Origin of the sequence: Deferribacter autotrophicus (assembly GCF_008362905.1) — a bacterium.
Taxonomy (GTDB): Bacteria; Chrysiogenota; Deferribacteres; order Deferribacterales; family Deferribacteraceae; genus Deferribacter; species Deferribacter autotrophicus.
Window position 1 is genome coordinate 1 of sequence record NZ_VFJB01000006.1, and the last position, 25,396, is coordinate 25,396.

Here is a 25,396-nt window from a genome sequence, read left to right on the forward strand (position 1 = left end):
TGTTAAAGTCAAGTAAAAATCCCCACCTTAGGGCCCTTAAAATTCCCCAGTTACCTTTTAGTATTTTTCATAGATTGTAAACTTTTGATTCTATAGCTTTCACCATTGATTCTAAAAATATGAGCATGATGTACGAGTCTATCTATGATAGCAGAAGCTAAAACAACATCACCAAATATATTACCCCACTCTTCGAAAGGCCTATTAGTAGTGATAATTATAGAATTATTTTCATATCTATGTCTGATTATTTCAAAAAATTCATCAACATGGTTTAAAGGTATTTTCTTAAAACCAACCTCATCAATTATCAGTAAATCCACACTTAAAAACTGTTTTAATACACTAAAATAACTACCATCTCCTTTCGATGATACTAATTTTGATACCATGTCATTGGCGTGAATAAATAAAACCTTGTATCCTTTCTTTAAAGCCTCTAATCCTATGGCATTTGCAAGATGTGTTTTGCCAACTCCTGGATTACCCATGAATATTATATTCTTCTTTTCTTCTATAAATCTGCAACTACTTATATCAAGTATTTCTTGCTTATTCAGTTCAGGCTGATAAGTAAAATCATACATAGATAATGTTTTGGATGAATCCAACTTAGATTTTGAAAATCTTCTCTTAAAAGAATTATTCTGTCTGTTCACTGACTCATCATCAAGTAACAATTCAAGAAAATCCAGGTAACTCAAACTGTTTTCTATTGCATATTGATTTCGGCTTTCTAATGTCTTTGCCATTCCGGATAACTTAAAATTTGTTAGTTTTTTTAAAATATCTTGCATTTATACCCTCCCCCTCATCAATTAACTAATAAATCATATTTACTTAAATCATTCGAAAAACCACCACAGTTAACCGATTCTTTAGATGACGCATCTTTTTGAGTATATAAACCAGTTTCACATATCCTCTTTACTGACAAATAACTAATGGAATTAAACTCATTTGCTCTCTTACATGCCAATTCCACTGTATCTTTATCATAACTCTTCATCAAATTAAAAATTCCTTGCATCATACGGTGATAATGATGGGGCTTTTCTTCCTTTAACCTGTTATAAAATTCAAAGGTGTTTGTACCTATCTCAAGCGATTTTGCTTCATAATCTACAGATTTTAATTTCGGATTATGAGATTCTTTTGTTATGAATTCTCCTACTGATTTAGATATATTGTGAATTGCTATCTCTTCATATTTATCATTGTAAATTTTTAATATATTACCATTGCTGCGAATACTTACTTTGTTGCCTATGTAATTGTAGGGTACTGAGTAGTAATTATATCTGTAAGTAATGTGACCATAGCGGTTTACTATTCTTTCCGATATGTCATAAACCTCGTATCTCTGAGATGGTAAAGGCTGCAATTTACTTTTCTCCTTATCTACAAATTGTTCAAAAGGAATTTTTCTTGTCGTGCCATGTATTTTCTTGTTACATACATTGTCTTGCCACTTTCGTAGAAGACCTTTGACTTTATAATAATCTTTTTCTTGAATTGATTTGAAAAAATTATTCTTCACATATTTAATTCCGCTTTCCACTTTCCCTTTCTCCTGGGGATATCTCACCTTACAAGCAAATGGACTGCTACCGTAATATTCAAGCATTGCAGCATACTCTTTCTGTATTACAGGTTCATAAAAATTTGCTTTCAATACTCCAGATTTTAAATTGTCTATCTTGATTACTCTAGGAATTCCTCCAAAATATTCAAATGCATTAATGTGGCATCTTAAAAATGTTTCTACGTCCTGACTCCTAACTATTTCATAATATTTATATCTGCTATGAGATAGCACCATGCAAAATATCCAGCTCTTTACTTTTTTACCTTTTTCGCTATCATAAAGATAACCTATGTAACCGAAGTCCACTTGGGCTTCTTCGCCTGGTGGGGAAATTAATGGGACATAAATTCCATCCGGGCCTTTTAATTTCCTAACATACTTTTTCACACAACTGTAGCTTACGGATAAACCATGATCACTTATTAGTTTCTGATGGATTAATACTGCTGTTAAACCTTCTGAGAGGTATTCGATTATTTCTTCTTTGTAAGCCTCTAAAACACTTACTCTTGAAAATTTGGGTGTTTCTACTTTACCGTCTTTCACTTTGTCCCTTATCTTTCTCACTGTCTTCCTGTCGATCCCTAATTCCCTGGCTATTTGGGAAATATTTTTGCCTTGCGACAACAATGTCTTTACTGTGTAATACATTTCTACCCCCAGCATTTTATTTCCTCCAACCTGTGTATTTGTTGGAGGATGTTAACATACACAGGTGGGGATTTTTAAGGGCCTTTTACTGGGGAATTATTGTACCTTTAACAGTTGTATGGGGGGGATTTAGTTTTCATATACACAATTTCCATACAATAGAGTTGTATTATGGTTAAAGGGCGTTTGTTTTTAATCAAATATGTTCTTTTAGCCACTTCTTAAAAGGTGGCATTGGCGGTAGCCTGCCCATAGATGCCGTAAAGCGTAATGCGTGAAGCGGAAATCGTAAGTCGTGAAGCGTTAATGTGGAGTGTTTACCGACTTTTTTTGCATTTCCGAGTTACGATTTTCGGTTAGTGATAATAAAACGTGTGAACGTTAAAAACGTTGGAACATTGAAACGTTTAATTTTGGATTTTGAATTATGGGTATTAGGTGTTATTCTAGGTATTGGTTTTTTTGTGTAGGAGTTTGGGTATTTGGTTATGAGGGATTTTAGGAAGCTAAAGGTTTGGCAGGAGACGGAAACTGATGGTAGTGGATGTGAGGATGTATGTGTATGTGAGAGTGAGATTTGATGGTTAAATTGGTAGAAGATTTGGATGTATACAAAAAAGCACATCACCTAATTCTAATGTTGTATGAAATAACGAGAAATTTACCAGTTGATGAAAAATTTGGGCTTGTTTCGCAAATCAGAAGAGCAGCAGTTTCAATTAATGCTAACCTGTTGGAGGGAAGTCATAGAACAAATAGAAAGGAATTTAAACAATTTGTTGGAATAGCCAGAGGCTCAGCAGGTGAACTCAAATATCACTTACTAGTTGCAAAAGACTTGGCTATATAACTAAAAGAGAGTATGACTATTTGATGGATGAACTTGAAGCAGTTACAAAAATGTTATTAGGACTGATAAAATCTCTTTCAGAGCCTACAAAATGAAACATATACTTACACTTACACTTACACGTACACCTACACGTAAATTTTGAATTTGTAATTCGTCATTCATCATTTAACTAACATTTATACATACTTTTTAGTTACAATGTTTATAAAATACTTGAATTAATATTAACCTGTTGTTTTGGTTTGTTTGACAATGATAAAATTATTTCTTATATTTATGATTAGGAATAAAATGTTTAAAAAAAGATATATTAATAAATTAAATAATATTTTTAACCACTAACCAGAAAAGTGGTAATGGCGGTAGCCTGCACAGTGAACGTAAATCGTGAAGCGTAACCCACGATCAACCATCACTAACCGCAACTAACCTCAATTAACAATAGATAACCATAAATACCTATGTATAATAAATTTTTGACATGACTTGATGGGAGAAGTACAGAAAGTACTTGATTATTTTGTTGGTATGATACTATATATAGTATTAAGAAGTAAGGCATAAGAAGTGGTTAATGTTAAGAGATTATTAAAAAAATTAAAAAGACTTGAGCAAAACCCAAAAGATGTAGATTTTGAAACAATAAAAAATATTTTAGAATCTTTAGGATATGAGATGAGTTCAAAAAGTGGTGGTTCTCACAGAACATTTTAGAAAAAAGGGCAAATAACCAATATCAATACCTGAAAGAAAGCCGGTAAAAGAAACGTATGTGAAAGAATATATTGATATTATATAGGATGAATTAGATGAGTACCTATGATAAAAAAGTTGAATATTATATGTCTCTTCCATATACATATGAGATTATAAAAGAAGAGGACGGTAGTTACTTTATAAAAGTGAAAGAACTAAAAGGGTGTATGAGTGTTGGTGATACAGTTGAAGAAGCTTATGAAATGATTCGTGATGCCATGAAGGATTGGTTTTATGCTGCTCTTGAAAGCGAAGTTGAAATTCCTTTGCCTGAAACAATTACAAAAGAAAAAGAGTTTAGTGGAAAAGTACTACTGAGAATGCCTAAAACATTACACAAAACTTTAGCTTTGAATGCTAAAAAAGAAGGTGTTAGTTTAAATGCTTATTTAGTTCATTTATTATCTATAAATACAACGTTAAAGCAATTAGATGATAAGTTAGAAAAGATAATTAAGAACAAACCTGGTGACTATCATATACATGTAGGCTTAAAACAGAAAGAAGATTTTAAACCATCTTTAAGTTGGGGAGATGATATATTATTTAATCAATATACTAAGATAAATGAGGCTATGTATGTCACCAAAAAGAATTAAAGCAAAACAATTTTTAGTCGGACATATATGGTTTCCAAGTTTATCTTATAAATCCTATATTAATAGATGGGATAAAAAAAGAGCAAAGAAAGAAGTAAGAATTCAGTTTGAAACGTATGACGAAAAAATTACTTTTGGTAAGTACGTAGACAACATGGGATATTTATATCGATTTTCAGTAGAGTTTGGCTTTAAAATTATTGGCGTGTTTTCTGACAAAAAAGATGATAAAGAAGAAGATGTATATTTTGAAATGTTGGGAACAGTAAATGGAGACATTTTCTTACAAGAGAAAGTAGAAGATGAAAAAGTTGTAGAATTCTTTGATAATAATAAGAATATTATTATTCTTCCTTATATCAGAACAACTGTTGATGATGTTCTTGTAAAAGCAGGTCTACCTCCATATGGCATGATTTTGGGTTATCAAATTAAAGAATATTAATTCGGGTTATATTGCTCCCATAAAAAGTGGGACACTTTTCTAAGATAGTGTATAATTGAAAGAGAAAGGGGGCAATGTCAATAGCATGCCTAGAGCCGTTAAACGTGCTAACACTATTTCGACTTGCCAGATTATATAGTTCCAGTAGAATCATGATAATTTGATTTTAAATTATGAATTTTGGATGTTGAATGTTGGATTATTTTTTTAATATTTAGCAAACAATAAACTAACTATAACTAACTATAAATTACTATTAATAACAATGAATAACTATAAATTACAATGAATAACTAACATTGAAAATGAGTTTGGAAGATTTAGAAATATATCAATTGGCGCTAAAATTATCAGATGATATTTGGGGAGTTTATCAACAATTACCTAAGAATTTAAAATTTAATATAGGTGACCAACTGTTGAGGGCTGTTGATTCCATAGGTGCTAATATTTCAGAAGGATTTGGTCGTTATCATTATAAAGATTCAATGAAATTTTATTACAACGCAAGAGGTTCGTTATTTGAATCTAAGTATTGGTTGCAATTATTATTTAAGAGGAAATTAATTAATACTGATAAGTATGATGAATTAAAGAATAAATTAGATTTACTTGGCATTAAATTAAATAATTTCATAAACTCAATAAAAGCAACAATAAACAACAAATAACTATAAATAACAACAAATTACTATGAATAACTATAAATAACTACAAACAATAATGAATTTTTGTCTTAATTTTTGGGGAGCTATACACTTGAAGCGCCTTTAATGATTTATACAATAGTATTTTTTAATAAAATAAAAATATATTGATTAAAATCTCTTTGGATATATAATTGTATATATAATGTAAGTTTGTAATTGGAGGTTTTATGGCTGTTGTGAAAAAGCTTATATCGTTGGATGAGTCTGTTGCAAGGGAATTGGAAATAATCTCAAAAGCCTTAAATAAAAGTCAGAAAGAAATCGTTGAAGCTGCTTTGGATTTTTATTTCGATTATACTGATGGTATTATTGCTGACAAAATTACTGATGACATCAAAGAGGGTAAAATAAAAGTTTATGATAGCAAAGAAGTTTATGATGAGTTAGGAATAGATGTCAAAGAAGTTGAAGGTTAAATATTCTGAGATTGCCGTAAAGGATTTAAAGAATTTTAATGTGGCCGAAAGACAACTAATTGTTAAGAAAATTCATTACTTAGCTGATAATTTTGAAGAGCTCAAAAAAACAAAAAAAATCACAGAGCTTAAAGGGACAAAATACAAAGGACAATATCGTTTTATTATAGCAAGAAAAATAAGAGCTATTTTTAGGATAGAGAATGAGGAGTTAATTTTATTAGTTTTGCGCATTGGTAAAAGAAAAGATGTTTATAAATAATAGATTTTGGATTATGAATTTTGAATGTTGGATTTTAGATTATGGATTGTGGATGTTGAATTATGGATTTTGAATTATTTATTTAAAATTTAGCAAACAATAAACTAACTATAAATTACTATTAATAACAATGAATAACTATAAATTACAATGAATAACTAACATTGAAAATGAGTTTGGAAGATTTAGAAATATATTAATTGGCGTTAGAGTTGACAGGTGATATTTGGGGAGTAGGACATGAATAAAGAAATTTTAGATAAATTGATTCAATTAAAGCCAATTTTAAAGGATAAGTTTGGGATAGAGGAGTTTGCTATATTTGGTAGTGTTGCTAAAGGATTAGCTAATAAGGATAGTGATGTGGATATAGTAATTTTAAAAATGAATATTAAAAAAGGATTCGCTTTAATTGAGGTAAAATATTTTTTGGAAAAGCAATTAAATAAAAAAGTAGATATAGGAACATATGCATCTATGAAAACTTTTATTAAAAATAGAATAAAAAAGGATTTAATACATGTCTAAAGACAGAAAAGTTGAATTATTTATTTTTGATATTTATGTTGCGATTTTAAAAATAAAGAAAGTTGCTTCAAAATTTGATGAAGCTAAAGATTTATTTTATAGTTTTACTGATTGGGATAGTGTAATTAGGGAATTTGAGATTATAGGGGAAGCTACTAAATATTTGGTAAACAATAAATTGATAGACAAGAAATACCGAGTAATAGTAGATTTTAGAAACCAGATAACACATGCATATTTTGGGATTGATAAAGATATTGTGTGGTTTATCATTAAAAATGATTTAGTTGAATTTGAAAAAGTTATTTTAAAACTCATTAATAAGATAGAAGCTGGTTTAAAGCAAGAATTGATAAAAACTTTTATAGAAGATAATAGACATTTAAACTTTATAGTGGAAGCTTTAGAAAACTTAAAATAGAAATAGACAGCACAGAAAATGAGAAAAATAAACCCAAAACCAAATACCCAACACCCAAAACCTAATATAATTATTGCGAACTACCATGAATAACCATAAATAACAACAAATTACCATGAATAACAATGAATTACTACGAATAACAAAGAATAACCATAAATTACTACGAATTACAATAAATAACCAATGAATAACCACAAACTAACCATAACTAACTACGAGCTAACAATTAACTAACGACAAACTAACTATGAACTTACGATGAATAATACCTAACAACTTTATTGACTCCATAAAACAATAACTATAAATTACTACGAATTACTACAGATGATAATAATGAATAACAGAAATTACAACAAAAATCATTAAAATAGACTATAATAAATTCCAAGGGGCTTGTTATGAGTAAAAAGGTTGCACTAATTACAGGTATTACAGGGCAAGATGGAGCATATCTTGCAGAGTTTTTATTGAGTAAAGGTTATGAGGTGCATGGTATTAAAAGAAGATCATCCTTGTTCAATACTGAGAGGATAGACCATCTGTATCAAGATCCACATGAAGAAAATGTTAATTTTCATCTTTATTATGGCGATCTTACGGATAGTTTAAATCTAACAAGACTTATTCAAAAAATTCAACCAGATGAAATTTATAATCTTGCAGCTCAGTCACATGTTGCAGTATCTTTCGAACAACCGGAATATACTGCAAATGCTGATGGAATAGGAACCCTTAGAATTCTTGAAGCTGTTAGGTTGCTAGGACTGAAAGATAAAACAAAAATATACCAGGCTTCTACTTCTGAACTTTATGGAAAAGTACAGGAAATTCCCCAAAATGAAAAAACTCCTTTTTATCCACGGAGTCCTTACGGTGTGGCAAAGCTCTATGCTTACTGGATCACTGTAAATTATCGTGAAGCTTATGGAATGTTTGCTTGCAACGGAATTTTGTTTAACCACGAATCTCCTATAAGAGGTGAAACTTTTGTAACAAGGAAAATAACACGTGGAGCTACAAGAATATTATTAGGACTTGATAAAAAACTCTATCTTGGAAATTTAAACGCAAAAAGAGATTGGGGACATGCTAAAGACTATGTAGAAGGGATGTGGTTGATATTGCAACAGGATGAGCCTGACGACTATGTTCTGGCAACAGGTAAAACCACAGAAGTAAGAGAGTTTGTAAGGATGGCTTTTGCTGAATTAGGTCTTGAAATCGAATTTAAAGGCAAAGGTATTAATGAAAAAGGCAGTATTGTTAATGTTGAATTTGAAATTTTGAATTCTAAATTAGAAAGAGTTAATGCTGATAAAAATATAATTCAGAATTTAAAATCCAAAATCCAAAATTTAATAGGAAAGGTTGTGGTTGAGGTTGATCCAAGATATTTTAGACCAGCAGAAGTTGATATCCTCATAGGAGATGCTACAAAAGCAAGAGAAAAGCTTGGGTGGAAACCGAAACATTCAGTTGAAGATCTTGTGAAAGAAATGGTTACAAGTGACTTGGGGAAAAATTATCAAGAACTGGTATTAAAGAATTGTGGGTTTGAAGTGCCGAAGAGTTGTGAACTTTGATTAGTAATCAGTGATCTGTGATGTGTGATGGGTAACGGGTAATGAGTGATGGGTTAAAAAGTCATAAAGATTTGGATGTTTGGAAAAAGAGTATGGATTTGGCAACAGAGATTTATAAAATAACAAAAAGTTTTCCAAAGGAAGAGATGTACGGGCTAACATCACAAATCAGGAGAGCGGTTGTTTCAATTTCAGCAAATATTGCTGAAGGTGCAGCCAGGAATAGCAAAAAGGAATTCATTCAGTTTTTATATATTAGTTTAGGGTCATTAGCGGAACTGGAAACAGAACTTTTAATAGCTAAAAATATAGGATATTTAAAAAACGATAGTATTTTTGAAGAGATTAAAATAATAAGAAAAATGTTATCAGGATTAATAAATTCCGTGAGGCGAAAATATGATTCAACAAGACAAATTAAATCAAAGTCCTGATCACAGCTCACAAATGACTACTAACTCAAAAATAGTAGTTTTTGGCGGGACTGGATTGGTAGGAAGTGCTATTTTAAGAAAACTTGTAGAGAAAGGCTATAAAAATATATTAGCAACTTATCACCGATCACCGATCACAGATCACAGATCACAGATCACAGATCGCGGATCACAGATCACATTTATTCAAATAGATCTCACAGACCAGCAATCGGTTGTTGATTTTTTTAAAACTCACAAACCCGAATACGTATTCCTTGCCGCTGCAAAAGTAGGAGGAATATGGGCAAATAACGTTTATAGAGCTGATTTTATATACCAAAATTTACAGATACAAAATAATGTGATTCATCAAAGTTATTTAAATAAAGTAAAGAAATTGTTGTTTTTAGGGAGCACATGTATATATCCAAAAAATTGTCCTCAACCAATAAAAGAAGAATATTTGTTAACAGCACCTTTAGAGTACACAAACGAGCCATATGCTATTGCTAAAATAGCCGGAATAAAAATGTGCGAAAGTTATAATCTTCAATATGGAGCAAACTTTATTTCAGTTATGCCAACCAATCTTTATGGACTTAATGATAATTTTGATCTTGAGAAATCACACGTTTTACCTGCATTAATCAGAAAAATCCATTTGGGGAAATGCTTAGAAGAGAATAACTGGGATGAAATAAGAAGAGATTTAAACAAAAGACCAATTGAAGGTATCGATGGAAATGCAAATGAGGATGAAATATTAAGGATTCTTGATAAATATGGAATAAAGATAACTAAAAGTGATCAGTTATCAGTAATCAGTGATCACTTTTCAGCTCATTATTCACCGATCACCGATCACCGATCACAGATCACCGATCACCAATCACCTGTTTCCATTGAAATCTGGGGCACAGGCAAACCAAAACGCGAATTTCTCTGGTCAGATGATATGGCGGATGCCTGCATATTTATTATGGAAAATGTGGATTTTAAAGACGTAATCAGTGATCAGTTATCAGTGAACAGTAAACAGCTCACAGCTCACAGCTCACAGATTACTGAAATTAGAAACACTCACATCAACATCGGCACTGGCAAAGATATCTCTATAAAAGATTTAGCTTATTTGATAAAAGATATAATTGGTTTCAGAGGTGAATTTTATTTCAATACCAACAAGCCCGATGGTACAATGAGAAAGGTGACAGATGTATCAAAACTTCATTCTTTAGGATGGAGACATAAAGTTGAGTTAGAAGAAGGGATTAGAGAGTTATATTATTGGTATAAAAAGGAATAGAAAATAAGCATAATTTTATAGCTAAAGTTACGTTACAGTTTTAACTTGTTCTGAAAGTAAAATTTATACAAGTTATAGAATTAATATCTACGAAGAGGATTTCTATGCAATTTATAGTAAGTTAGAATCTACTAACGATGATGAATGGATTATCAAAAGAAACAACTTGATTAGAAAACTAAATATTTTAGTATAGAGACTGTTTCTACTTATTTGTTAAATTATAAGATTTAAGTTTTTTTAAGACTTGTCTTTTTTATGAGGATTATAATAAAATTATGATTATGAATTGGGGGTAATAGAATAATGAAAGTTGTAATTTTAGCAGGTGGATTTGGGACTAGACTGAGTGAGGAGACAGATATTAAACCAAAACCTATGGTTGAAATTGGAGGAAAACCAATTTTATGGCATATAATGAAAATATATTCTCACTATGGATTTAACGATTTTATCATTTGCTTAGGATATAAAGGATATGTAATAAAGGAATACTTTGCAAACTATTTTCTTCACATGTCAGATGTAACAATAGATTTAAAAAATAATCAAATTGATGTTCATAATGTTAAAGCAGAATCTTGGAAAGTAACTTTAGTAGATACAGGTTTAAGCACAATGACGGGAGGAAGAATAAAAAGGATAAAGGATTATGTTGGTAATAAACCTTTTATGCTTACCTACGGCGATGGAGTTGGTAATATTAATATAAAGGAATTATTGGAATTTCATAGAAGACATGGTAAATACGCAACATTAACAGCAGTTCAGCCTTCGGGTAGATTTGGTTCTTTGGATTTAGAGGAAAGTCAAGTTAAGGCTTTTAAAGAAAAACCAAAGGGTGATGGTGCCTGGATTAATGGAGGATTTTTTGTTTTAGAACCTCAAATTTTTAACTATATTAAAGGAGATGAAACCATCTGGGAAAGGGAGCCTTTGGAAAATTTGGCAAAAGAGGGACAACTTATGGCATATAAACATGTTGGTTTCTGGAAACCTATGGATACATTAAGAGATAAACGAGAGCTGGAGAGTTTATGGCAATCAGGTAATCCGCCTTGGAAGGTATGGGAAAAGTAGTTCTATGAAAACCATACTCATTACTGGTGCTACGGGGTTTCTTGGTAGTCATCTTACAGAGCAGTTTTTAAAAGATAGATATAAAGTTATTATTTTGAAAAGAAGTTATTCTAATATATGGGGAATAAAAGATTTTATCAAAGATATTATTTTTTACGATATTGATAGAATTGACCTAGAAACTGTATTCAAAGAAAATAAAATTGATTTTATAGTTCATACAGCGACTTTATATGGTAGAAAAAACGAAAGAATCTCGGAAATAGTTAAAGCCAATTTGAATTTTCCTTTAGAAATCTTAGAGTTAGCAGTAAAATTCAACATTAAATACTTCATAAATACAGATACAACTTTACCTAAAAATACTAATTCTTATTCTTTGTCAAAATATCAATTTAAAGAATGGTTATTTTTATTTTCAGACAAATTGAAAGTACTAAACATAAAATTAGAACACTTTTATGGTGAAAAAGATGATAAAACAAAGTTTGTAATATGGATTATAGAGCAGTTAACCAATAATGTAAAAGAAATCAAGCTTACACAAGGAGAACAAAAAAGAGATTTTATATATATAGAGGATGTTAAAACATTTTATTCCTTTTTACTACAGTCAATAGAAAATTTTGGCAATGGTTTTTACGAGTATGAAATAGGAAGTGGAAAAGCAACAACAATAAAAGAATTAGTCTTAAAAATAAAAGAGTTAACAGGAAATACGGAAACAAATCTAAACTTTGGAGCAATACCTTATAGAAAAAATGAAATAATGTTTTCTCAGGCAGATATATCTAAAGCAAAAAAGGATTTTGGATGGGAACCAAAATATTCTCTAGAAAAAGGTTTAAAAAGAACTATCAATTGGTATAGAGGTATTATAAATGAAAAAACTATTTAATAATGTATATGAAGGTAAAAAAGTTTTATTAACAGGCCATACTGGTTTTAAAGGTTCATGGTTGACATTGTGGTTAAAACAACTCGGAGCAAAAGTTATAGGTTACTCCCTTGAACCACCTACAAAACCAAGTTTATTTGAAACCTTACAACTTGAGAAGGAAATAATACATATAATTGGAGATATAAGAGATGAAGAAAAACTAAAAAAAGTTTTTAAAGAATATAAACCTGATATAGTTATACATATGGCTGCACAACCATTAGTTAGATACTCCTATATAAATCCAAAAGAAACTTACGAAATCAACGTTATAGGAACATTAAATGTATTCGAAGCCGTAAAAGAAACAGGAAGTGTTAAAGTTGTTATAAATGTAACAAGCGATAAATGCTATGAAAATAAAGAATGGGTTTATGGATATAGAGAAAATGATCCAATGGGGGGATATGACCCTTACAGTTCTAGTAAAAGTTGTGCAGAACTTTTAACGTCGGCTTATAGAAATTCATTCTTTAATCCTAAGGATTATGGGAAAACTCATAATGTTGCTTTGGCCTCGGTAAGAGCTGGAAACGTAATAGGTGGTGGAGACTGGGCTGAAGACAGATTGATACCTGATTGTATAAGAGCTTTATCAAAAAATAAAACAATTTATATAAGAAATCCTCAAGCCATTAGACCATGGCAACATGTCTTAGAGCCGCTATCGGGATATCTTTGGCTTGGAGCATTAATGTGGGGAAATCCTGCCAAATATAGTGAAGGCTGGAACTTTGGACCAAACGATGAGGACATTTTAACTGTTGAAGCGATAGTAAAAAGTGTTATCAAAATATGGGGTGAAGGAAATTACGAGGTAAATTTAGATAACAGGTATCATGAAGCAAAATTGTTAAAACTTGATATAAGCAAAGCTCATTTTTTCTTGAAATGGAAGCCTGTTTATAATGCAAATATAGCATTGAAAGAAACTATTGAATGGTATAAAAATTATTTTTCAAATCCAGAAAATATTTATGATTTTACTCTTAAACAAATTGTAAAATATGTTAATTCTGCTAAAGATAAAAATCTTATTTGGACAAAATAACATTCTATAATATAGAGGGTAAAGATGGAAAACTTCACAAACTTTTTAGATGAAGAAAAGTTTAAAAAAGTAATTTCTGGAAAAAATAAATCAGATATAGATAAGATTTTAAGAGAAAATATAAAATATCTAACCAAATTATATTTCGAATACTGCAAAAAAGGAAACAATAAAAGAGATTATATTCCTCCATCCGGAAAGGTATTAGATGAACATGAGCTTTATAATATGATTGATGCATCTCTTGATATGTGGCTTACTACAGGTAGATTTAACGATGAATTTGAAAAAAAGCTAGCAGAATTTGTAGGAGTAAAATATGCATTGACTACCAATTCAGGCTCTTCTGCCAATTTACTAGCAATTTCTGCTTTGACATCATATAAACTTGGCGATAGGAGGCTTAAAGAAGGTGACGAAGTAATTACTGTAGTAGCAGGTTTTCCAACAACAGTTGCTCCTATTATACAGAATAAACTTATTCCTGTTTTTGTAGATGTGGAGCTTGGAACATACAATATAGATATAAAACAAATAGAAGAAGCTATAAGTGAAAAAACTAAAGCTATATTTGTAGCACATACCCTTGGGAATCCATTTGACATAGAGAAAGTTTTAAAATTAGCTGAGAGACACAATTTATGGGTGATTGAAGATAATTGTGATGCTTTAGGAGCAAAATATAATGGAAAATACACTGGTTCTTTTGGACATATTTCAACAATAAGTTTTTATCCAGCCCATCATATTACTATGGGTGAAGGTGGAGCTGTCCTTACAAATGATTATGGACTATACAAAATAGTTTTGTCTTTTAGAGATTGGGGAAGAGATTGCTGGTGTCCTCCTGGGAAAGATGATACCTGTGGAAGAAGATTTGACTGGAAACTTGGAAATCTTCCAAAAGGATATGACCATAAATATATATATTCTCACTTAGGTTATAATCTTAAGATAACGGATTGGCAAGCAGCAATAGGATTAGCACAGCTTGATAAATTGCCAGAGTTTATTGAAAAAAGAAAGGAAAACTTCAGACTTCTGTATGAAGGATTAAAAGAGTTTGAAGAATATTTAATCCTCCCCAGGGCTATGCCAAACAGTGAACCTTCATGGTTTGGTTTTCCAATTACAGTAAGAGACAATGCTCCTTTTAATAAATTTGAATTAGTTAAATATTTAGAAGAAAACGGTATTGGTACAAGACAACTGTTTGCTGGGAATATGCTAAGACATCCAGCATTTATAGAAACAGATATAAAATTAAGAATAAAAAACTCACAAATTGTTAATTCTAAAGACTTATCTGAAGAGCATTATAAATTATTACCTAATACTGATAAAGTAATGAATGGAACATTTTGGATGGGGGTTTGGCCAGGAATTGAAGGGAGAGATGTGGGTAAAATTTTAAAAATATTTAATAATTTTGTAAGGAGATTTTGATGAAATATTTAATTACAGGTGGTTGTGGATTTTTGGGTTCTAATTTAGCTTCTGAAGTTTTAAAAAAAGGAGATGAACTTGTAATATTCGATAATCTTTATAGGCTAGGTTCTTACCAAAATTTAAAATGGTTAAAAAATCAAGGAGAATTCAGATTAATACACGGAGATATACGGAATAGAGAAGATATTGAAAGATTAATAAAAGAAGAAAAGCCTGACGTAATTTTTCATTTAGCTGGACAAGTTGCAATGACAACTTCAATACAAAATCCTAGACTTGATTTTGAAGTAAATACACTTGGAACTTTTAATTTACTTGATTCTGTGAGAAAATTTTCTCCTGATAGTATAGTAATATATTCTTCAACCAACAAAGTTTATGGAGATTTAGAATGGGTCCGATATGAAGAAACAGAAACAAGATATATCGCTCCTGAGTTTCCTAGTGGATTTCATGAAAATATACCTTTAGAATTTCATTCTCCTTATGGGTGTTCAAAAGGATCTGCAGATCAGTATATGTTAGATTTTTACAGAATTTATGGCATAAAAACCGTCGTATTTAGACATTCTTCAATGTATGGAGGAAGGCAATTTTCAACATATGATCAGGGATGGATCGGTTGGTTTTGTTTAAAAGCAGTTGAAATAAAAAAAGGTATTTTAAAAGAACCTTTTACTATCCATGGTAATGGTAAACAGGTTAGAGATGTTTTATATGCAGATGATATGATAAATCTATACTTCAAAACTATAGAAAACATAGAAAGTGTAAAAGGTGAGGTATTTAATATAGGTGGAGGAATGGAAAACAGTTTGTCATTAATAGAGTTATTCAAACTTTTGGAAGAAATGCTTGATATAAAGATGGAATATAAACAGCTTCCACCAAGAGAAAGTGATCAAAAAGTATTTGTTGCCGATATAATAAAAGCTGAAAAACTCATTGGTTGGAAACCGGAGATTTCTAAAAAAGTTGGAATAAAAAGAATGGTTAATTGGATTAATTCTTTAGTGATACACAATGAATAATATCAGAACAATAAATTATATTAAGCAAGTTAAATATTCTTTCGTTTTAAAATTTTTAACAATAGGTTGTAGTTTTTTAAGTATACCTATCATGATAAAATATTTAGGTACAGAATTATATGGAATATGGAGTACACTATTATCTATTACGTCTTGGATAGTTTTAATGGATTTTGGAATTGGTAATGGTTTAAAAAATAAAGTAGTTGAAAGTCTAGCGTTGAATTCAAGAATTTTAGCGCGAAAGTACATATCCACTTCCTACATTATAATTGGCTTTGTATCAATATCTTTGATTCTATTTATAGTTTTAATAAGTCAATTTATTCCTTGGCAAAAAGTTTTTAATACCAATTTATTAAGTAATGATGAAATTACTAAAGTTGTAAATATTACATTTATTTTTATTTCATTAAATTTTTGGGTAAGCTTAATAAATCAAGTATTTAATGGTTTGCAGAAAACTTCATTAGTTAATTTAAATCAGTTTCTATCGAACTTTATAATACTTGTTTCTGTATATGCTTTGTATAAAACAACATCCCAATCTTTTCATAAGTTAGCTTTTCTATATGGTTTATCTTTAGTATTACCGAATATTATACTGTCCATTTGGTTTTATAGAAAAAATTCTTTATTAATACCAAGACCACTTGATTTTTCTTTAAAAAAGGCCAAAGAAATAATATCACTAGGAACAAAGTTTTTTATAATTCAAATCGCTGTAATAATTATTTTCACAACAGATAAAATCTTAATTACACAGTTGTTTGAACCAGCAAAAGTGGCTGAGTATGAAGTTGTTTTTAAACTATTTTCCATAGTTATATTGATTCACTCTCTTATTTCAGCTCCTTTATGGCCTGCATATGCGGATGCATATCATAAAAAAGATTTTAAATGGATATCGACTAATATAAAAAAACAGTTAAGTCTCTTTTTTTACTTGATTTTACTGACATTAACTCTATTAATTACTGCAAAATTTATCATATCTTTATGGGTTGGTGCAGATTTTAATGTTGAAACTGGTTTATTAATTGTAATGGGCATTTTTACTATAGTTTCTACTTGGAATAATATTTTTGCGTTTTTTATTAATGCAACTAATCAATTAAATATTCAGATTATAACTTCTTTAATTGCTATTGTTATAAATATTCCATTATCAATATTTATTGTTAAATTTTTTAACACAGATTCTTATGGAATAGTAATAGGTACAATTATATCATTAATGTTTTTTGCTATTTTAGGACCAATTCAAACTTATAAAATAATTAGAGGTAACTTAAATGTTGAATAATAACAAATTAGTCAGTATTTTAATTCCCGTATATAATAGAGAGAAATATATAGAAGAAACTGTAAAAGGCGCATTAAAACAGACATATAAAAATATTGAAGTGATAGTTGTAGATAATAAAAGTAATGATAAAACTTGGAATAAACTCCAAGAGTTAGCTAAGACAGATAATAGGATAAGAATATTTCAGAATGAAACTAATATAGGTCCTGTTAGAAATTGGAAAAGATGTATAGATGAAGCAAGTGGAAAATATGGGAAAATTCTTTGGTCAGATGATTTGATTGCACCTGATTTTATAAAAAAAACTTTACCATTTTTGGAAAACAATGAAGACGTGGGTTTTGTTTTTACAGGAACAGAAATTTTTATAGATGGCACTCAAAAAAAGAGCGAAAATTATTTTATAGGAAAAACAGGTATTTATGATAGTGATAAATATATAAATGGTGTACTTTTTGAAGATAACTATCCTGTGTCTCCTGGATGTGCGTTATTTAGAATGAAAGACTTAAAAGAGAATTTACTTATTAATGTTCCAAACAAAGTAAATAGTAATTTTAGTATGCATGCAATTGGTAATGATTTATTAATATTTTTATTAACCGCACATAAGTATAAGAGATTTGCATTTATAAATGAAAAGTTATCATTTTTCAGAGCCCATAAAGATTCTATTAGTATTAAATCTAATAATGGGAAATTACCATTGCATTATAGTTTAGCAAAAGCATATTTTGTCGAAAATTATAGAAAAGATTTAATTAGGAAATTGAATACTAGTATTTGGATAAATATTAAGCGATATCCAACTACTGCAAAAAAATACAATCTTGACAAAATAGAAAAGTTTTACTTAAGCAACAGAGATTATAAACTAGATTATGTTTATTTGGTTAATAAAGTGTTTAAGAAAATATTAAAGAAGATGGGATTAATGAGATGAAAATGGAATGTTTAAATAAAAACTATTCAACAACAAAACTGTGCTATAAACTTTTAGATGGCAGTTTTTTAGACATGGACGGCAAAATAAAAGCAGAATTAAAATTTAAAATAAACAATCCAAAATTCAAAATCCAAAATTCAAAATTAATCGGAAAGCCTGAAGATAAATTTGAAACAATGCTCTTTTTACCAGAGGGTGAAGAGAGAAAAGGGGAGGGTGGGCTTAGAACTAAAGGATATTTTAAGCATAGCTATAAGAAGGTAGTAAGTGATAAGAGACAAGAGATAGGAGATAAAAGTGACGAATGGTGGATAGTGGATAGAGATGATAATTTAGTCAAAAAAGTAGAAATGCCAGAAAATTTAAATCTACCATCTACCACCTATCACCTCCCACTTATCTCTATAATAACTGTCGTCTACAACGGCGAAAAATATCTTGAAGAAACCATTAAAAGTGTAATTAATCAAACTTATCATAATGTAGAGTATATAATAATTGATGGTGGTTCAACTGATGGAACTTTGGGTATAATTAAAAAATATGAAAATTATATTGATTATTGGGTGAGTGAACCAGATGAAGGAATTTATGATGCAATGAATAAAGGAATTTTGACCGCTAGAGGTAAATGGATAGCTTTTTTAAATTCAGATGACAAGTTTATAAATTGTTATTTATTGAACAATTTATTTATTTATTTGTTTTCAGATGTTGATATTTTGTATGGGAATATTTTGAAAAATGGTAAGATAAAAAAAGCCTACCATAATTTTTTATATTTTTATATGAGTATAAAGCACCCGGCAACTTTTATTAATGCAAAATTGGCAAGAAAAATAAAGTTTGATAAGAGCTATAAAATAGCTGGAGATTATAAATTATTTTTGGAATGTAAAATTAAGAAATGTAAATTTAAAAAAGTTAATTGCGTGTTTACTATTATGAGGGAGGGTGGAGTAAGTAGTAATAGTTTAGATTCTATTAAGGAGGTTTGGAATGTTCAGTCAAAAATGTTAAAAAAATATAGGATTGTTTTTTTTATAAATAAGATTCTTTTTATTTTCAGAAAAGTTAAATTTGTTTTTAAAGGAGGAAAAAGTGCTAACATATGAGATAATTCCTGATAAATTGTACATAAGATCCAATGTTGATAGAATTTTACATTTTACATTTGGTGAGGTTTTAAAAAAGACTTCTAACATAAACTGTGTGCAGGCTGAATATATTTTAGAAACTGATAAGACTTTTTGGAAAGATATAAAAAAGAAGATGATAAATGAACGAAGATTTCACTATTTTTGGTTTTGTAAAAAATATTCTTATTATGAAAGACAAGTGTTTCCTGGGATTGTATTTAAAATGTTAATTGATCATGATAATGTACCAAAAATTTACTTCAATGAAAAGTTTAGGAAGTATGCAATTGCTAGAGTAAATAACATTTTCCCTCCAGGTGCTTATCTTTCTGATATTTTGGTGAAATATTTAATAGAAAATAATATAATACCTTTACCTGCAGCGGCAGGTATATATAAAAAATCTAGTATCATTTTAGCAGGAGCTCCAGATACAGGTAAGACTATTACAACTTTAGAGCTTTTAAAAAAAGAAGACTATTATTATATGGGAGAAGACATTATTGTCTTAGATTATAAGGGTATAATTTATGCTGTTCCATGGACAAATACTTTTAGACATTATGATTATGGAGTTAGTTTAATTGGTAAAATTCTTGGGAAAATAAACCATTTAACTCCATTAATTGGTGTGATTGGAAGAAGAACATCTGGTCATATTACTGATATATTTTTAGATGTTAAATTAGAATCTAAAATAGGGTTAGATATTGTATTAGTTTTGGCTATTAATAAGAATATAAATGGTGTAAAAATTACTCCTTTGTCTTTAGAAGATATAAATTATAAGTTATTGTCTTTGTTTTATTATGAGTTCACTTTTTATAGAAATCCTTTGTTTATCGCAAGAGATTATTTTATAGGGGATATAAAGTTAAAAAATCTCTTAACTAATGTTCAAAATATCTTATATAATAGTTTAAAGGGTAAAAGGTTCTATTTGATAGAAGCTGATAATCCTTTTAAATTTATTGATTGTCTTAACAAGGTGTTATAAAATGATTCCATTTTTATTTTATATAGATCTTTTATTTTATCTTTTTAGGTTAAAAGAACTTTTTTTGGTTATATCGTTATTAATTATTTTTCTTGATTTATTAAAAAATAAAATTAATAAATTACAATTTATTATTATACTTTTTTTTATTTTATCTTTTGTCCCTTTTTATAACTATGTAATTATTAGTTCAGGTAATATGATATTAGAGTTTGTTAAAAGATATACTACTTCTTTTATTATAGCTTTTTTGTCAGCTACTATTAGTAAATATAAATTAAACATTTTTTAAAGAAAAAGGGAGAATTTATATGGTATGTGCATACGATTCAACCCTCACTAATTAGAAGATTTGTGTTTAATCTTTTATTAAAACGTTCAGCTGATAAAGCGATTTGTGTATCTATGATAGTTTGTAGATCTTTGACTGCTAGAGTAAATAAAAAAACAATTTATAATGTTTTTGCTTTTCCTGAAAATGGAAAAAATTTGAAAGTAAAGAAAAATAAAAGAATAGTTTTTATAGGCTCGATAAGGAAACAAAAGGGATTACATGTTTTATTTAACGCATTAGCATTTTTAAAAAAGAAAAACTTTTGCTTAAAATTGGAAATAATAGGTGAACCAATTACAGATAGAGATAAACGTTATAAAAAAAGACTATTGAAACTTGCTAAAAAATTAAACATAACGTCTCAGATTAAATGGAGGGGTTTTATTGGAGAATCTTTAGAATTGTTAAAACAATATGATATTTTAATATTACCTTCAATATATCCTGAAGCCTATCCTACTGTTATATTAGAAGCATATTCTGTAAGAACTTTTATAATAGCTTCCGATATTGGAGGTAGTAGAGAAATTTTAGATAAATCTAAAAGTGGTTTTTTGTTTCTTAATAATAATTATAAAAGTTTGGCTAATAAAATTCTAGAATATTATGGTCTATCTGATGAAGAGATTATTAAACATTTAGAAAACGGAGAGGAATATCTTAAAAAATATGACAGAAATTATTATATTAAAATGCTATCGGATTTTTTCAATATATAATTTTCTTGTTTTTTAAAATATTGTGGGAATTAGTATTTGTTGTTGTGAACATTATCGATCTATCTATGTGATAAAATAGGATAAGTAAATTGTCGTAAGTTGATAATATTCAAATATTCTTTTGGCATTGACTACCACAAAAAAAACAGAATATTTTACATTTTAAACCAAATTGCAATATAGGAGGAAATATAATTCAGTTGAGCTTTGAGAATTGCATAAAAGAATACGAAAACGAAGATGCTGGTTAAAGGCAAGAATAGATTTGTCACAAAGATAGCTAATAGTGCATTTGTGTATAAAAATAAGGAAACTTATAATCCTCTACTAAAGGAATCAAGAACTGCATGATTTTGTAATTATAAAAGAGTTTTATAATGGTAAGGAAGCTTGTATAATTAAGTATTTTTTAATGGATTAAATTTAAGTTCTTGTGGTTAAATAATAATAGATTATAGCATTTTGCTGAAAAGGTATAGAAGCTTAAGAAAACTTTGCAAGGAGAAAGGTAAAATGAGGAGGTTGACAACGTTCATAGAAGCGGATAATGGTAAAATAAAATGTCATAATTTACTGAGTTCCAGAAGTGTCAAAAAAGTTTGTAATGGAAATAAAGATTAGAGCAACTAACAGTCGAGATATTTGGAGTGGACGAGACAAAATTTTATATATTAGGTGAAGGCTGAGTATATTTTTTGGCAGTGGTATTGGATTAGTATACGATTAGAATACGATGGAGTGATTTAGGGTAAGATTGAGTATGCGTAATAAGGCGGAGGATTAGTTAGAATCGTTAGTTGAGGATTTGTTATTGGGTTTTCCAAAAGAGCTAGGGGTTGGAATTTGTCTTGGTGAGTGACAATGGCAGCCAACTGTTAAACAAGAGTTTTATGAGAGTGTCTAACATTCTTGAGGTTGAGCAAATATTTATGAGTTTTAACAATCCCAGAGTAAATGCTGAAATGGAGCGATTGATAAAGAAACTTAAGAGTGAAATTATTTTGCTTAATGCGTTTGAGATATTGAAGAAAGTAGAAAAGACTTTAAGGGAGTTTCAGAAATTATATTACACAAAATATTGTTATTCATCATTAGGTTATATGAGTATGAGAAAACTTTAAGGGACAGATTTGGAGACTATAAATGCAGCGTAGATACTCTCTTGAAATTGCTGAGAAAATAGCTTGATTGACTTTACTCTATGGGAGCAGTACATGAATAAAAAGAAAAAAGTATTATTTATAACAAGTCGATTACCCTATCCTCCCATTGGGGGAGATAAGTTAAAGAGTTTTAATTTATTAAAGATTTTAGCCAAATATTTTGATGTATATTTAATAACTATCACAAATGAAATACTAAATGATACAATCAAAAAAGAGTTAGAAAAATATTCTGTAAGCCTGAAAGTATTCACAAAACCAAAATATTTATTTTATTTGAATACTTTGAAATTTTTATTTAACGATTTACCTCTACAGGTGAATTATTATTATTTTGGTGATGTAAAAAATTACATAAATAATATGTTATATGAAGTTGATTTTGCAATTTCAACATTAATTAGAACGAGCAAATATTTAGATTATTTCAATAAACCAAAATATTTAGATATGGTAGATTCTATAGCTCTAAATTATCAAAGGTCAAAAGATAATGTGAAATCATTTTTTTGGAAAACTATTTATAAAATTGAAATAGATAGATTATTTAATTATGAAAAAATGTGTATAAAAAATTTTAATAGTACATTTTTAGTTAATAAATATGAGGCTGAATATTGGTCAAAATTTGGCAATACAACATGGATACCAAATGGTGTAAATGAAGAAATCTTCGAATATAATAAATTAAATGATAAATACAGGAATTATGTAGCATTTTTTGGTAAAATGGACTATCAACCCAATATTGATGCAGTTTTATGGTTTACTGAAAATGTAGTACCACATTTAAATAAGGAAATTAAATTTATTATTGTAGGGGCAAATCCTTCTAAACATGTATTGAGATTATCTAAAAAATATACAAATATTGAAGTAACTGGTTTTATAAATGATCCTTATGAAATATTAAATTCATCTATAGCAGTTATAGCACCTATGCAAACAGGAGGGGGGATACAAAATAAAATTCTTGAAAGTATGGCATTAGGAACAATAAATATTGTAAGCACATTAGCAGCAAAACCAATAATTGGTGCTAAACATAATGAACATTTAATTGTATGTGATGATCCCAAAGAAATGGCTTATTTAATTAATACTATACTTGGGAAAATTATGAAAAAAAATTAATCAGCATTTTAGAGACATTTTTAAACGATTGAGTTAGATTTTTTGTCTTTAAATAATAATTCATTTGTTATTTAAATTTATAAATTTAAATGATTTTAAGAAACAATTATTGTATAAATACATATCTAAAAGTTACTAATTTAAGATATTGTAAAAATTATTTATGGTCTATTTCAATATGATTGATCTTTTTGTATATTTCTTAATTATTTTTTAATCAGCTTGATTGTGGTCCTTTTGTTTACTTTTAAATATTGTTGACTTACTAGACGGAAGAAAAATACATCCTCAGAGGGTGAGAAATTTTATGTTTTTTGATGATAATTTTTTGTGTTTGCATATCATAAAGATTACTATTAATTTAAATTGAAAGAGGGTTGACCTAATGATTTTTTTCTCTTTTTTGGCACTTTTGGTTTCGTTGGTATTGAATTTTTTTATAATAAGATTTTCAAGACGACTTAAATATTTTGGGGTGGATGAAGTAGATACCGGTCCGCAAAAGTTTCATCATCGGCCTACGCCAAGGATTGGAGGTTTATCAATATTTGTATCTTTTATGATAATGTCAATACTATTATACATAAAGTTTAGTAATATGGAATTCGTATATCTTTTAATAGCTTCTATTCCAGCTTTTTTAGGTGGAATATTAGAAGATATTACTAAAAAGGTTAGTGCTAAAAAAAGATTATTAGCTACAATGTTTTCTGGTCTATTGGGAGTCATTCTATTAAAAAGTGCAATATTTTGGATAGATATACCTTTTTATGGTGTACTTAAATTAAATTATTGGTTGGCAATTATTTTAACAATTGTAGGCATAGCAGGTGTCTCAAATGCTGTTAATATTATAGATGGTTATAATGGTCTTGTTTCTGTTGTTTCAATAATAATTTTTAGTGGTTTATTTTTTGTTTCTTTTAAAGTTCATGATGTTTTTTTGATGAATACTTGCATAGTGATGATTTCAGCAATTTTGGGATTTTTTATATGGAATTATCCATATGGTTTCATTTTTTTAGGTGATGGGGGTGCATATTTTATTGGTTTTATTATTGCAGAAATTTCAGTGTTGCTTGTTAATAGACATCCTCAGGTTTCTGTATGGTTTCCTCTGTTGTTGGTTATTTATCCGGTATTTGAGACTTTATTTTCAATATATAGGAAAAAGTTTGTTAGAGGGCATTCACCAGGAGTTCCAGATGGCTTACATTTGCATATGTTGATATACAAAAGAATTGTTAAATTTATGATAAGTAAAGATAATTCAAATTACTTGATATATAGAAATTCTGTAACATCTCCGTTTTTATGGTTATTAACATCCTTAAGTTTTTTCCCGGCTTTATTTTTTTGGAAAAGCAATATTTTACTGATAATTTTTATCTTGATATTTGTTTTTATATATATTTGGTTATATAAATCAATAGTTTGTTTTAAGGTTTCCAGGTGGTTTTTTCTGAAAGAAAAGAATTAGATTATTTGATGAAACAAAAATTGTATTGGTACTATATTTATCGGTGATAATTCAATTGAGAAAATAGTTAGAACATATGTGCAG

General features: G+C 28.9%; 27 protein-coding genes and 1 pseudogene. 26 read left to right on the forward strand and 2 right to left on the reverse strand.

What is annotated here, in order from left to right:
- Window positions 1-50: 50 nt before the first annotated feature.
- Together istB and istA are read right to left on the reverse strand one after the other, a co-directional pair.
- On the reverse strand, window positions 51-797 hold the full coding sequence (gene istB / locus FHQ18_RS07665; RefSeq protein ID WP_223144580.1) for an IS21-like element helper ATPase IstB: 747 nt from the start codon (window positions 795-797) through the stop codon (window positions 51-53).
- Between the two features lie 17 nt (window positions 798-814).
- Window positions 815-2,254 carry an IS21 family transposase gene (gene istA / locus FHQ18_RS07670; protein WP_149265869.1) on the reverse strand — a complete coding sequence of 480 codons (1,440 nt, stop codon included), beginning with the start codon at window positions 2,252-2,254 and terminating at the stop codon, window positions 815-817.
- Between the two features lie 622 nt (window positions 2,255-2,876).
- Between istA and FHQ18_RS07675 the strand changes: the two are divergent.
- From FHQ18_RS07675 to FHQ18_RS07800, 26 genes and pseudogenes are all read left to right on the forward strand, one after another.
- Window positions 2,877-3,184: pseudogene (locus FHQ18_RS07675) on the forward strand (four helix bundle protein).
- Between the two features lie 475 nt (window positions 3,185-3,659).
- Window positions 3,660-3,806 carry a hypothetical protein gene (locus FHQ18_RS12710; RefSeq protein WP_223144597.1) on the forward strand — a complete coding sequence of 49 codons (147 nt, stop codon included), beginning with the start codon at window positions 3,660-3,662 and terminating at the stop codon, window positions 3,804-3,806.
- A gap of 95 nt (window positions 3,807-3,901) precedes the next feature.
- On the forward strand, window positions 3,902-4,447 hold the full coding sequence (locus FHQ18_RS07685; protein ID WP_149266589.1) for a type II toxin-antitoxin system HicB family antitoxin: 546 nt from the start codon (window positions 3,902-3,904) through the stop codon (window positions 4,445-4,447).
- The gene (locus tag FHQ18_RS07690) at window positions 4,428-4,892 is read left to right on the forward strand and encodes a hypothetical protein (RefSeq protein ID WP_149266590.1); all 465 of its coding nucleotides are present in this window, start codon (window positions 4,428-4,430) and stop codon (window positions 4,890-4,892) included. The genes FHQ18_RS07685 and FHQ18_RS07690 overlap by 20 nt, the downstream gene beginning before the upstream one ends.
- A 305-nt stretch (window positions 4,893-5,197) precedes the next feature.
- A complete protein-coding gene (locus FHQ18_RS07695) occupies window positions 5,198-5,563 on the forward strand; it encodes a four helix bundle protein (protein ID WP_149266591.1) in 366 nt (121 codons plus the stop codon).
- A gap of 206 nt (window positions 5,564-5,769) precedes the next feature.
- Window positions 5,770-6,018: a BfmA/BtgA family mobilization protein gene (locus FHQ18_RS07700; RefSeq protein ID WP_149266592.1), complete on the forward strand. Its 249-nt coding sequence runs from the start codon at window positions 5,770-5,772 to the stop codon at window positions 6,016-6,018.
- Complete coding sequence (locus tag FHQ18_RS07705; protein ID WP_149266593.1) at window positions 5,996-6,280, forward strand: type II toxin-antitoxin system RelE family toxin; 285 nt, start codon at window positions 5,996-5,998, stop codon at window positions 6,278-6,280. Before FHQ18_RS07700 ends, FHQ18_RS07705 begins: the two co-directional genes overlap by 23 nt.
- A 240-nt stretch (window positions 6,281-6,520) precedes the next feature.
- Window positions 6,521-6,808 carry a nucleotidyltransferase family protein gene (locus FHQ18_RS07710; protein ID WP_149266594.1) on the forward strand — a complete coding sequence of 96 codons (288 nt, stop codon included), beginning with the start codon at window positions 6,521-6,523 and terminating at the stop codon, window positions 6,806-6,808.
- Window positions 6,801-7,229 (forward strand): HepT-like ribonuclease domain-containing protein, encoded by a 429-nt coding sequence (locus FHQ18_RS07715; protein WP_149266595.1) that lies wholly within the window; start codon window positions 6,801-6,803, stop codon window positions 7,227-7,229. Before FHQ18_RS07710 ends, FHQ18_RS07715 begins: the two co-directional genes overlap by 8 nt.
- 404 nt (window positions 7,230-7,633) lie before the next feature.
- The gene (gmd, locus tag FHQ18_RS07720) at window positions 7,634-8,818 is read left to right on the forward strand and encodes a GDP-mannose 4,6-dehydratase (protein WP_149266596.1); all 1,185 of its coding nucleotides are present in this window, start codon (window positions 7,634-7,636) and stop codon (window positions 8,816-8,818) included.
- Window positions 8,819-8,910: 92 nt separating this feature from the next.
- On the forward strand, window positions 8,911-9,252 hold the full coding sequence (locus tag FHQ18_RS07725; protein WP_246798724.1) for a four helix bundle protein: 342 nt from the start codon (window positions 8,911-8,913) through the stop codon (window positions 9,250-9,252).
- Between the two features lie 13 nt (window positions 9,253-9,265).
- Window positions 9,266-10,540, forward strand: a complete 1,275-nt coding sequence (locus tag FHQ18_RS07730; RefSeq protein WP_149266850.1) for a GDP-L-fucose synthase family protein — start codon at window positions 9,266-9,268, stop codon at window positions 10,538-10,540.
- 306 nt (window positions 10,541-10,846) lie between these two features.
- A complete protein-coding gene (gene rfbF / locus FHQ18_RS07735) occupies window positions 10,847-11,620 on the forward strand; it encodes a glucose-1-phosphate cytidylyltransferase (RefSeq protein ID WP_149266598.1) in 774 nt (257 codons plus the stop codon).
- Window positions 11,621-11,624: 4 nt separating this feature from the next.
- Window positions 11,625-12,518, forward strand: coding sequence for an NAD-dependent epimerase/dehydratase family protein (locus FHQ18_RS07740; protein ID WP_149266599.1), 894 nt, complete (start codon window positions 11,625-11,627; stop codon window positions 12,516-12,518).
- Window positions 12,502-13,611: a CDP-glucose 4,6-dehydratase gene (gene rfbG, locus FHQ18_RS07745; RefSeq protein WP_149266600.1), complete on the forward strand. Its 1,110-nt coding sequence runs from the start codon at window positions 12,502-12,504 to the stop codon at window positions 13,609-13,611. Before FHQ18_RS07740 ends, rfbG begins: the two co-directional genes overlap by 17 nt.
- Window positions 13,612-13,635: 24 nt before the next feature.
- Entirely contained in the window at window positions 13,636-15,057 is a 1,422-nt protein-coding gene (gene rfbH, locus FHQ18_RS07750; protein WP_149266601.1) for a lipopolysaccharide biosynthesis protein RfbH, read from the forward strand.
- Window positions 15,057-16,091 carry an NAD-dependent epimerase/dehydratase family protein gene (locus tag FHQ18_RS07755; protein ID WP_149266602.1) on the forward strand — a complete coding sequence of 345 codons (1,035 nt, stop codon included), beginning with the start codon at window positions 15,057-15,059 and terminating at the stop codon, window positions 16,089-16,091. The genes rfbH and FHQ18_RS07755 overlap by 1 nt, the downstream gene beginning before the upstream one ends.
- Entirely contained in the window at window positions 16,084-17,397 is a 1,314-nt protein-coding gene (locus FHQ18_RS07760) for a lipopolysaccharide biosynthesis protein (protein ID WP_149266603.1), read from the forward strand. Before FHQ18_RS07755 ends, FHQ18_RS07760 begins: the two co-directional genes overlap by 8 nt.
- Window positions 17,387-18,343 carry a glycosyltransferase family 2 protein gene (locus tag FHQ18_RS07765; protein WP_149266604.1) on the forward strand — a complete coding sequence of 319 codons (957 nt, stop codon included), beginning with the start codon at window positions 17,387-17,389 and terminating at the stop codon, window positions 18,341-18,343. The genes FHQ18_RS07760 and FHQ18_RS07765 overlap by 11 nt, the downstream gene beginning before the upstream one ends.
- A 2-nt stretch (window positions 18,344-18,345) precedes the next feature.
- On the forward strand, window positions 18,346-19,461 hold the full coding sequence (locus tag FHQ18_RS07770) for a glycosyltransferase family 2 protein (RefSeq protein WP_188020375.1): 1,116 nt from the start codon (window positions 18,346-18,348) through the stop codon (window positions 19,459-19,461).
- Window positions 19,448-20,482 carry a hypothetical protein gene (locus tag FHQ18_RS07775; protein WP_149266606.1) on the forward strand — a complete coding sequence of 345 codons (1,035 nt, stop codon included), beginning with the start codon at window positions 19,448-19,450 and terminating at the stop codon, window positions 20,480-20,482. The genes FHQ18_RS07770 and FHQ18_RS07775 overlap by 14 nt, the downstream gene beginning before the upstream one ends.
- A 1-nt stretch (window position 20,483) precedes the next feature.
- Window positions 20,484-20,774: a hypothetical protein gene (locus FHQ18_RS07780; protein WP_149266607.1), complete on the forward strand. Its 291-nt coding sequence runs from the start codon at window positions 20,484-20,486 to the stop codon at window positions 20,772-20,774.
- Window positions 20,775-20,887: 113 nt separating this feature from the next.
- Complete coding sequence (locus FHQ18_RS07785) at window positions 20,888-21,535, forward strand: glycosyltransferase family 4 protein (RefSeq protein ID WP_149266608.1); 648 nt, start codon at window positions 20,888-20,890, stop codon at window positions 21,533-21,535.
- A gap of 890 nt (window positions 21,536-22,425) precedes the next feature.
- Window positions 22,426-22,656 carry an integrase core domain-containing protein gene (locus FHQ18_RS07790; RefSeq protein WP_149266609.1) on the forward strand — a complete coding sequence of 77 codons (231 nt, stop codon included), beginning with the start codon at window positions 22,426-22,428 and terminating at the stop codon, window positions 22,654-22,656.
- A 93-nt stretch (window positions 22,657-22,749) separates the two neighbouring features.
- Window positions 22,750-23,832 (forward strand): glycosyltransferase, encoded by a 1,083-nt coding sequence (locus FHQ18_RS07795; RefSeq protein WP_149266610.1) that lies wholly within the window; start codon window positions 22,750-22,752, stop codon window positions 23,830-23,832.
- A 385-nt stretch (window positions 23,833-24,217) separates the two neighbouring features.
- Window positions 24,218-25,312 carry a glycosyltransferase family 4 protein gene (locus FHQ18_RS07800; protein WP_149266611.1) on the forward strand — a complete coding sequence of 365 codons (1,095 nt, stop codon included), beginning with the start codon at window positions 24,218-24,220 and terminating at the stop codon, window positions 25,310-25,312.
- The last annotated feature ends 84 nt before the right edge of the window (window positions 25,313-25,396 follow it).

Excerpts from the sequence above, each read along its gene's own strand:
- FHQ18_RS07770 (WP_188020375.1), top strand. The coding sequence starts at position 18,346 with ATGGAATGTTTAAATAAAAACTATTCAACAACAAAACTGTGCTATAAA.
- istA (WP_149265869.1), bottom strand. The coding sequence starts at position 2,254 with ATGCTGGGGGTAGAAATGTATTACACAGTAAAGACATTGTTGTCGCAA.
- FHQ18_RS07705 (WP_149266593.1), top strand. The coding sequence starts at position 5,996 with ATGTCAAAGAAGTTGAAGGTTAAATATTCTGAGATTGCCGTAAAGGAT.
- FHQ18_RS07765 (WP_149266604.1), top strand. The coding sequence starts at position 17,387 with ATGTTGAATAATAACAAATTAGTCAGTATTTTAATTCCCGTATATAAT.
- FHQ18_RS07725 (WP_246798724.1), top strand. The coding sequence starts at position 8,911 with ATGGATTTGGCAACAGAGATTTATAAAATAACAAAAAGTTTTCCAAAG.
- FHQ18_RS07710 (WP_149266594.1), top strand. The coding sequence starts at position 6,521 with ATGAATAAAGAAATTTTAGATAAATTGATTCAATTAAAGCCAATTTTA.
- FHQ18_RS07785 (WP_149266608.1), top strand. The coding sequence starts at position 20,888 with ATGATAGTTTGTAGATCTTTGACTGCTAGAGTAAATAAAAAAACAATT.
- rfbH (WP_149266601.1), top strand. The coding sequence starts at position 13,636 with ATGGAAAACTTCACAAACTTTTTAGATGAAGAAAAGTTTAAAAAAGTA.
- FHQ18_RS07740 (WP_149266599.1), top strand. The coding sequence starts at position 11,625 with ATGAAAACCATACTCATTACTGGTGCTACGGGGTTTCTTGGTAGTCAT.
- FHQ18_RS07790 (WP_149266609.1), top strand. The coding sequence starts at position 22,426 with ATGAGAGTGTCTAACATTCTTGAGGTTGAGCAAATATTTATGAGTTTT.
- rfbF (WP_149266598.1), top strand. The coding sequence starts at position 10,847 with ATGAAAGTTGTAATTTTAGCAGGTGGATTTGGGACTAGACTGAGTGAG.
- FHQ18_RS07690 (WP_149266590.1), top strand. The coding sequence starts at position 4,428 with ATGTCACCAAAAAGAATTAAAGCAAAACAATTTTTAGTCGGACATATA.
- istB (WP_223144580.1), bottom strand. The coding sequence starts at position 797 with ATGCAAGATATTTTAAAAAAACTAACAAATTTTAAGTTATCCGGAATG.
- FHQ18_RS07780 (WP_149266607.1), top strand. The coding sequence starts at position 20,484 with ATGATTCCATTTTTATTTTATATAGATCTTTTATTTTATCTTTTTAGG.
- FHQ18_RS07755 (WP_149266602.1), top strand. The coding sequence starts at position 15,057 with ATGAAATATTTAATTACAGGTGGTTGTGGATTTTTGGGTTCTAATTTA.
- rfbG (WP_149266600.1), top strand. The coding sequence starts at position 12,502 with ATGAAAAAACTATTTAATAATGTATATGAAGGTAAAAAAGTTTTATTA.
- FHQ18_RS07760 (WP_149266603.1), top strand. The coding sequence starts at position 16,084 with ATGAATAATATCAGAACAATAAATTATATTAAGCAAGTTAAATATTCT.
- FHQ18_RS07795 (WP_149266610.1), top strand. The coding sequence starts at position 22,750 with ATGAATAAAAAGAAAAAAGTATTATTTATAACAAGTCGATTACCCTAT.
- FHQ18_RS07700 (WP_149266592.1), top strand. The coding sequence starts at position 5,770 with ATGGCTGTTGTGAAAAAGCTTATATCGTTGGATGAGTCTGTTGCAAGG.
- FHQ18_RS07800 (WP_149266611.1), top strand. The coding sequence starts at position 24,218 with ATGATTTTTTTCTCTTTTTTGGCACTTTTGGTTTCGTTGGTATTGAAT.
- FHQ18_RS07685 (WP_149266589.1), top strand. The coding sequence starts at position 3,902 with ATGAGTACCTATGATAAAAAAGTTGAATATTATATGTCTCTTCCATAT.
- FHQ18_RS07715 (WP_149266595.1), top strand. The coding sequence starts at position 6,801 with ATGTCTAAAGACAGAAAAGTTGAATTATTTATTTTTGATATTTATGTT.
- FHQ18_RS07730 (WP_149266850.1), top strand. The coding sequence starts at position 9,266 with ATGACTACTAACTCAAAAATAGTAGTTTTTGGCGGGACTGGATTGGTA.
- gmd (WP_149266596.1), top strand. The coding sequence starts at position 7,634 with ATGAGTAAAAAGGTTGCACTAATTACAGGTATTACAGGGCAAGATGGA.
- FHQ18_RS07695 (WP_149266591.1), top strand. The coding sequence starts at position 5,198 with ATGAGTTTGGAAGATTTAGAAATATATCAATTGGCGCTAAAATTATCA.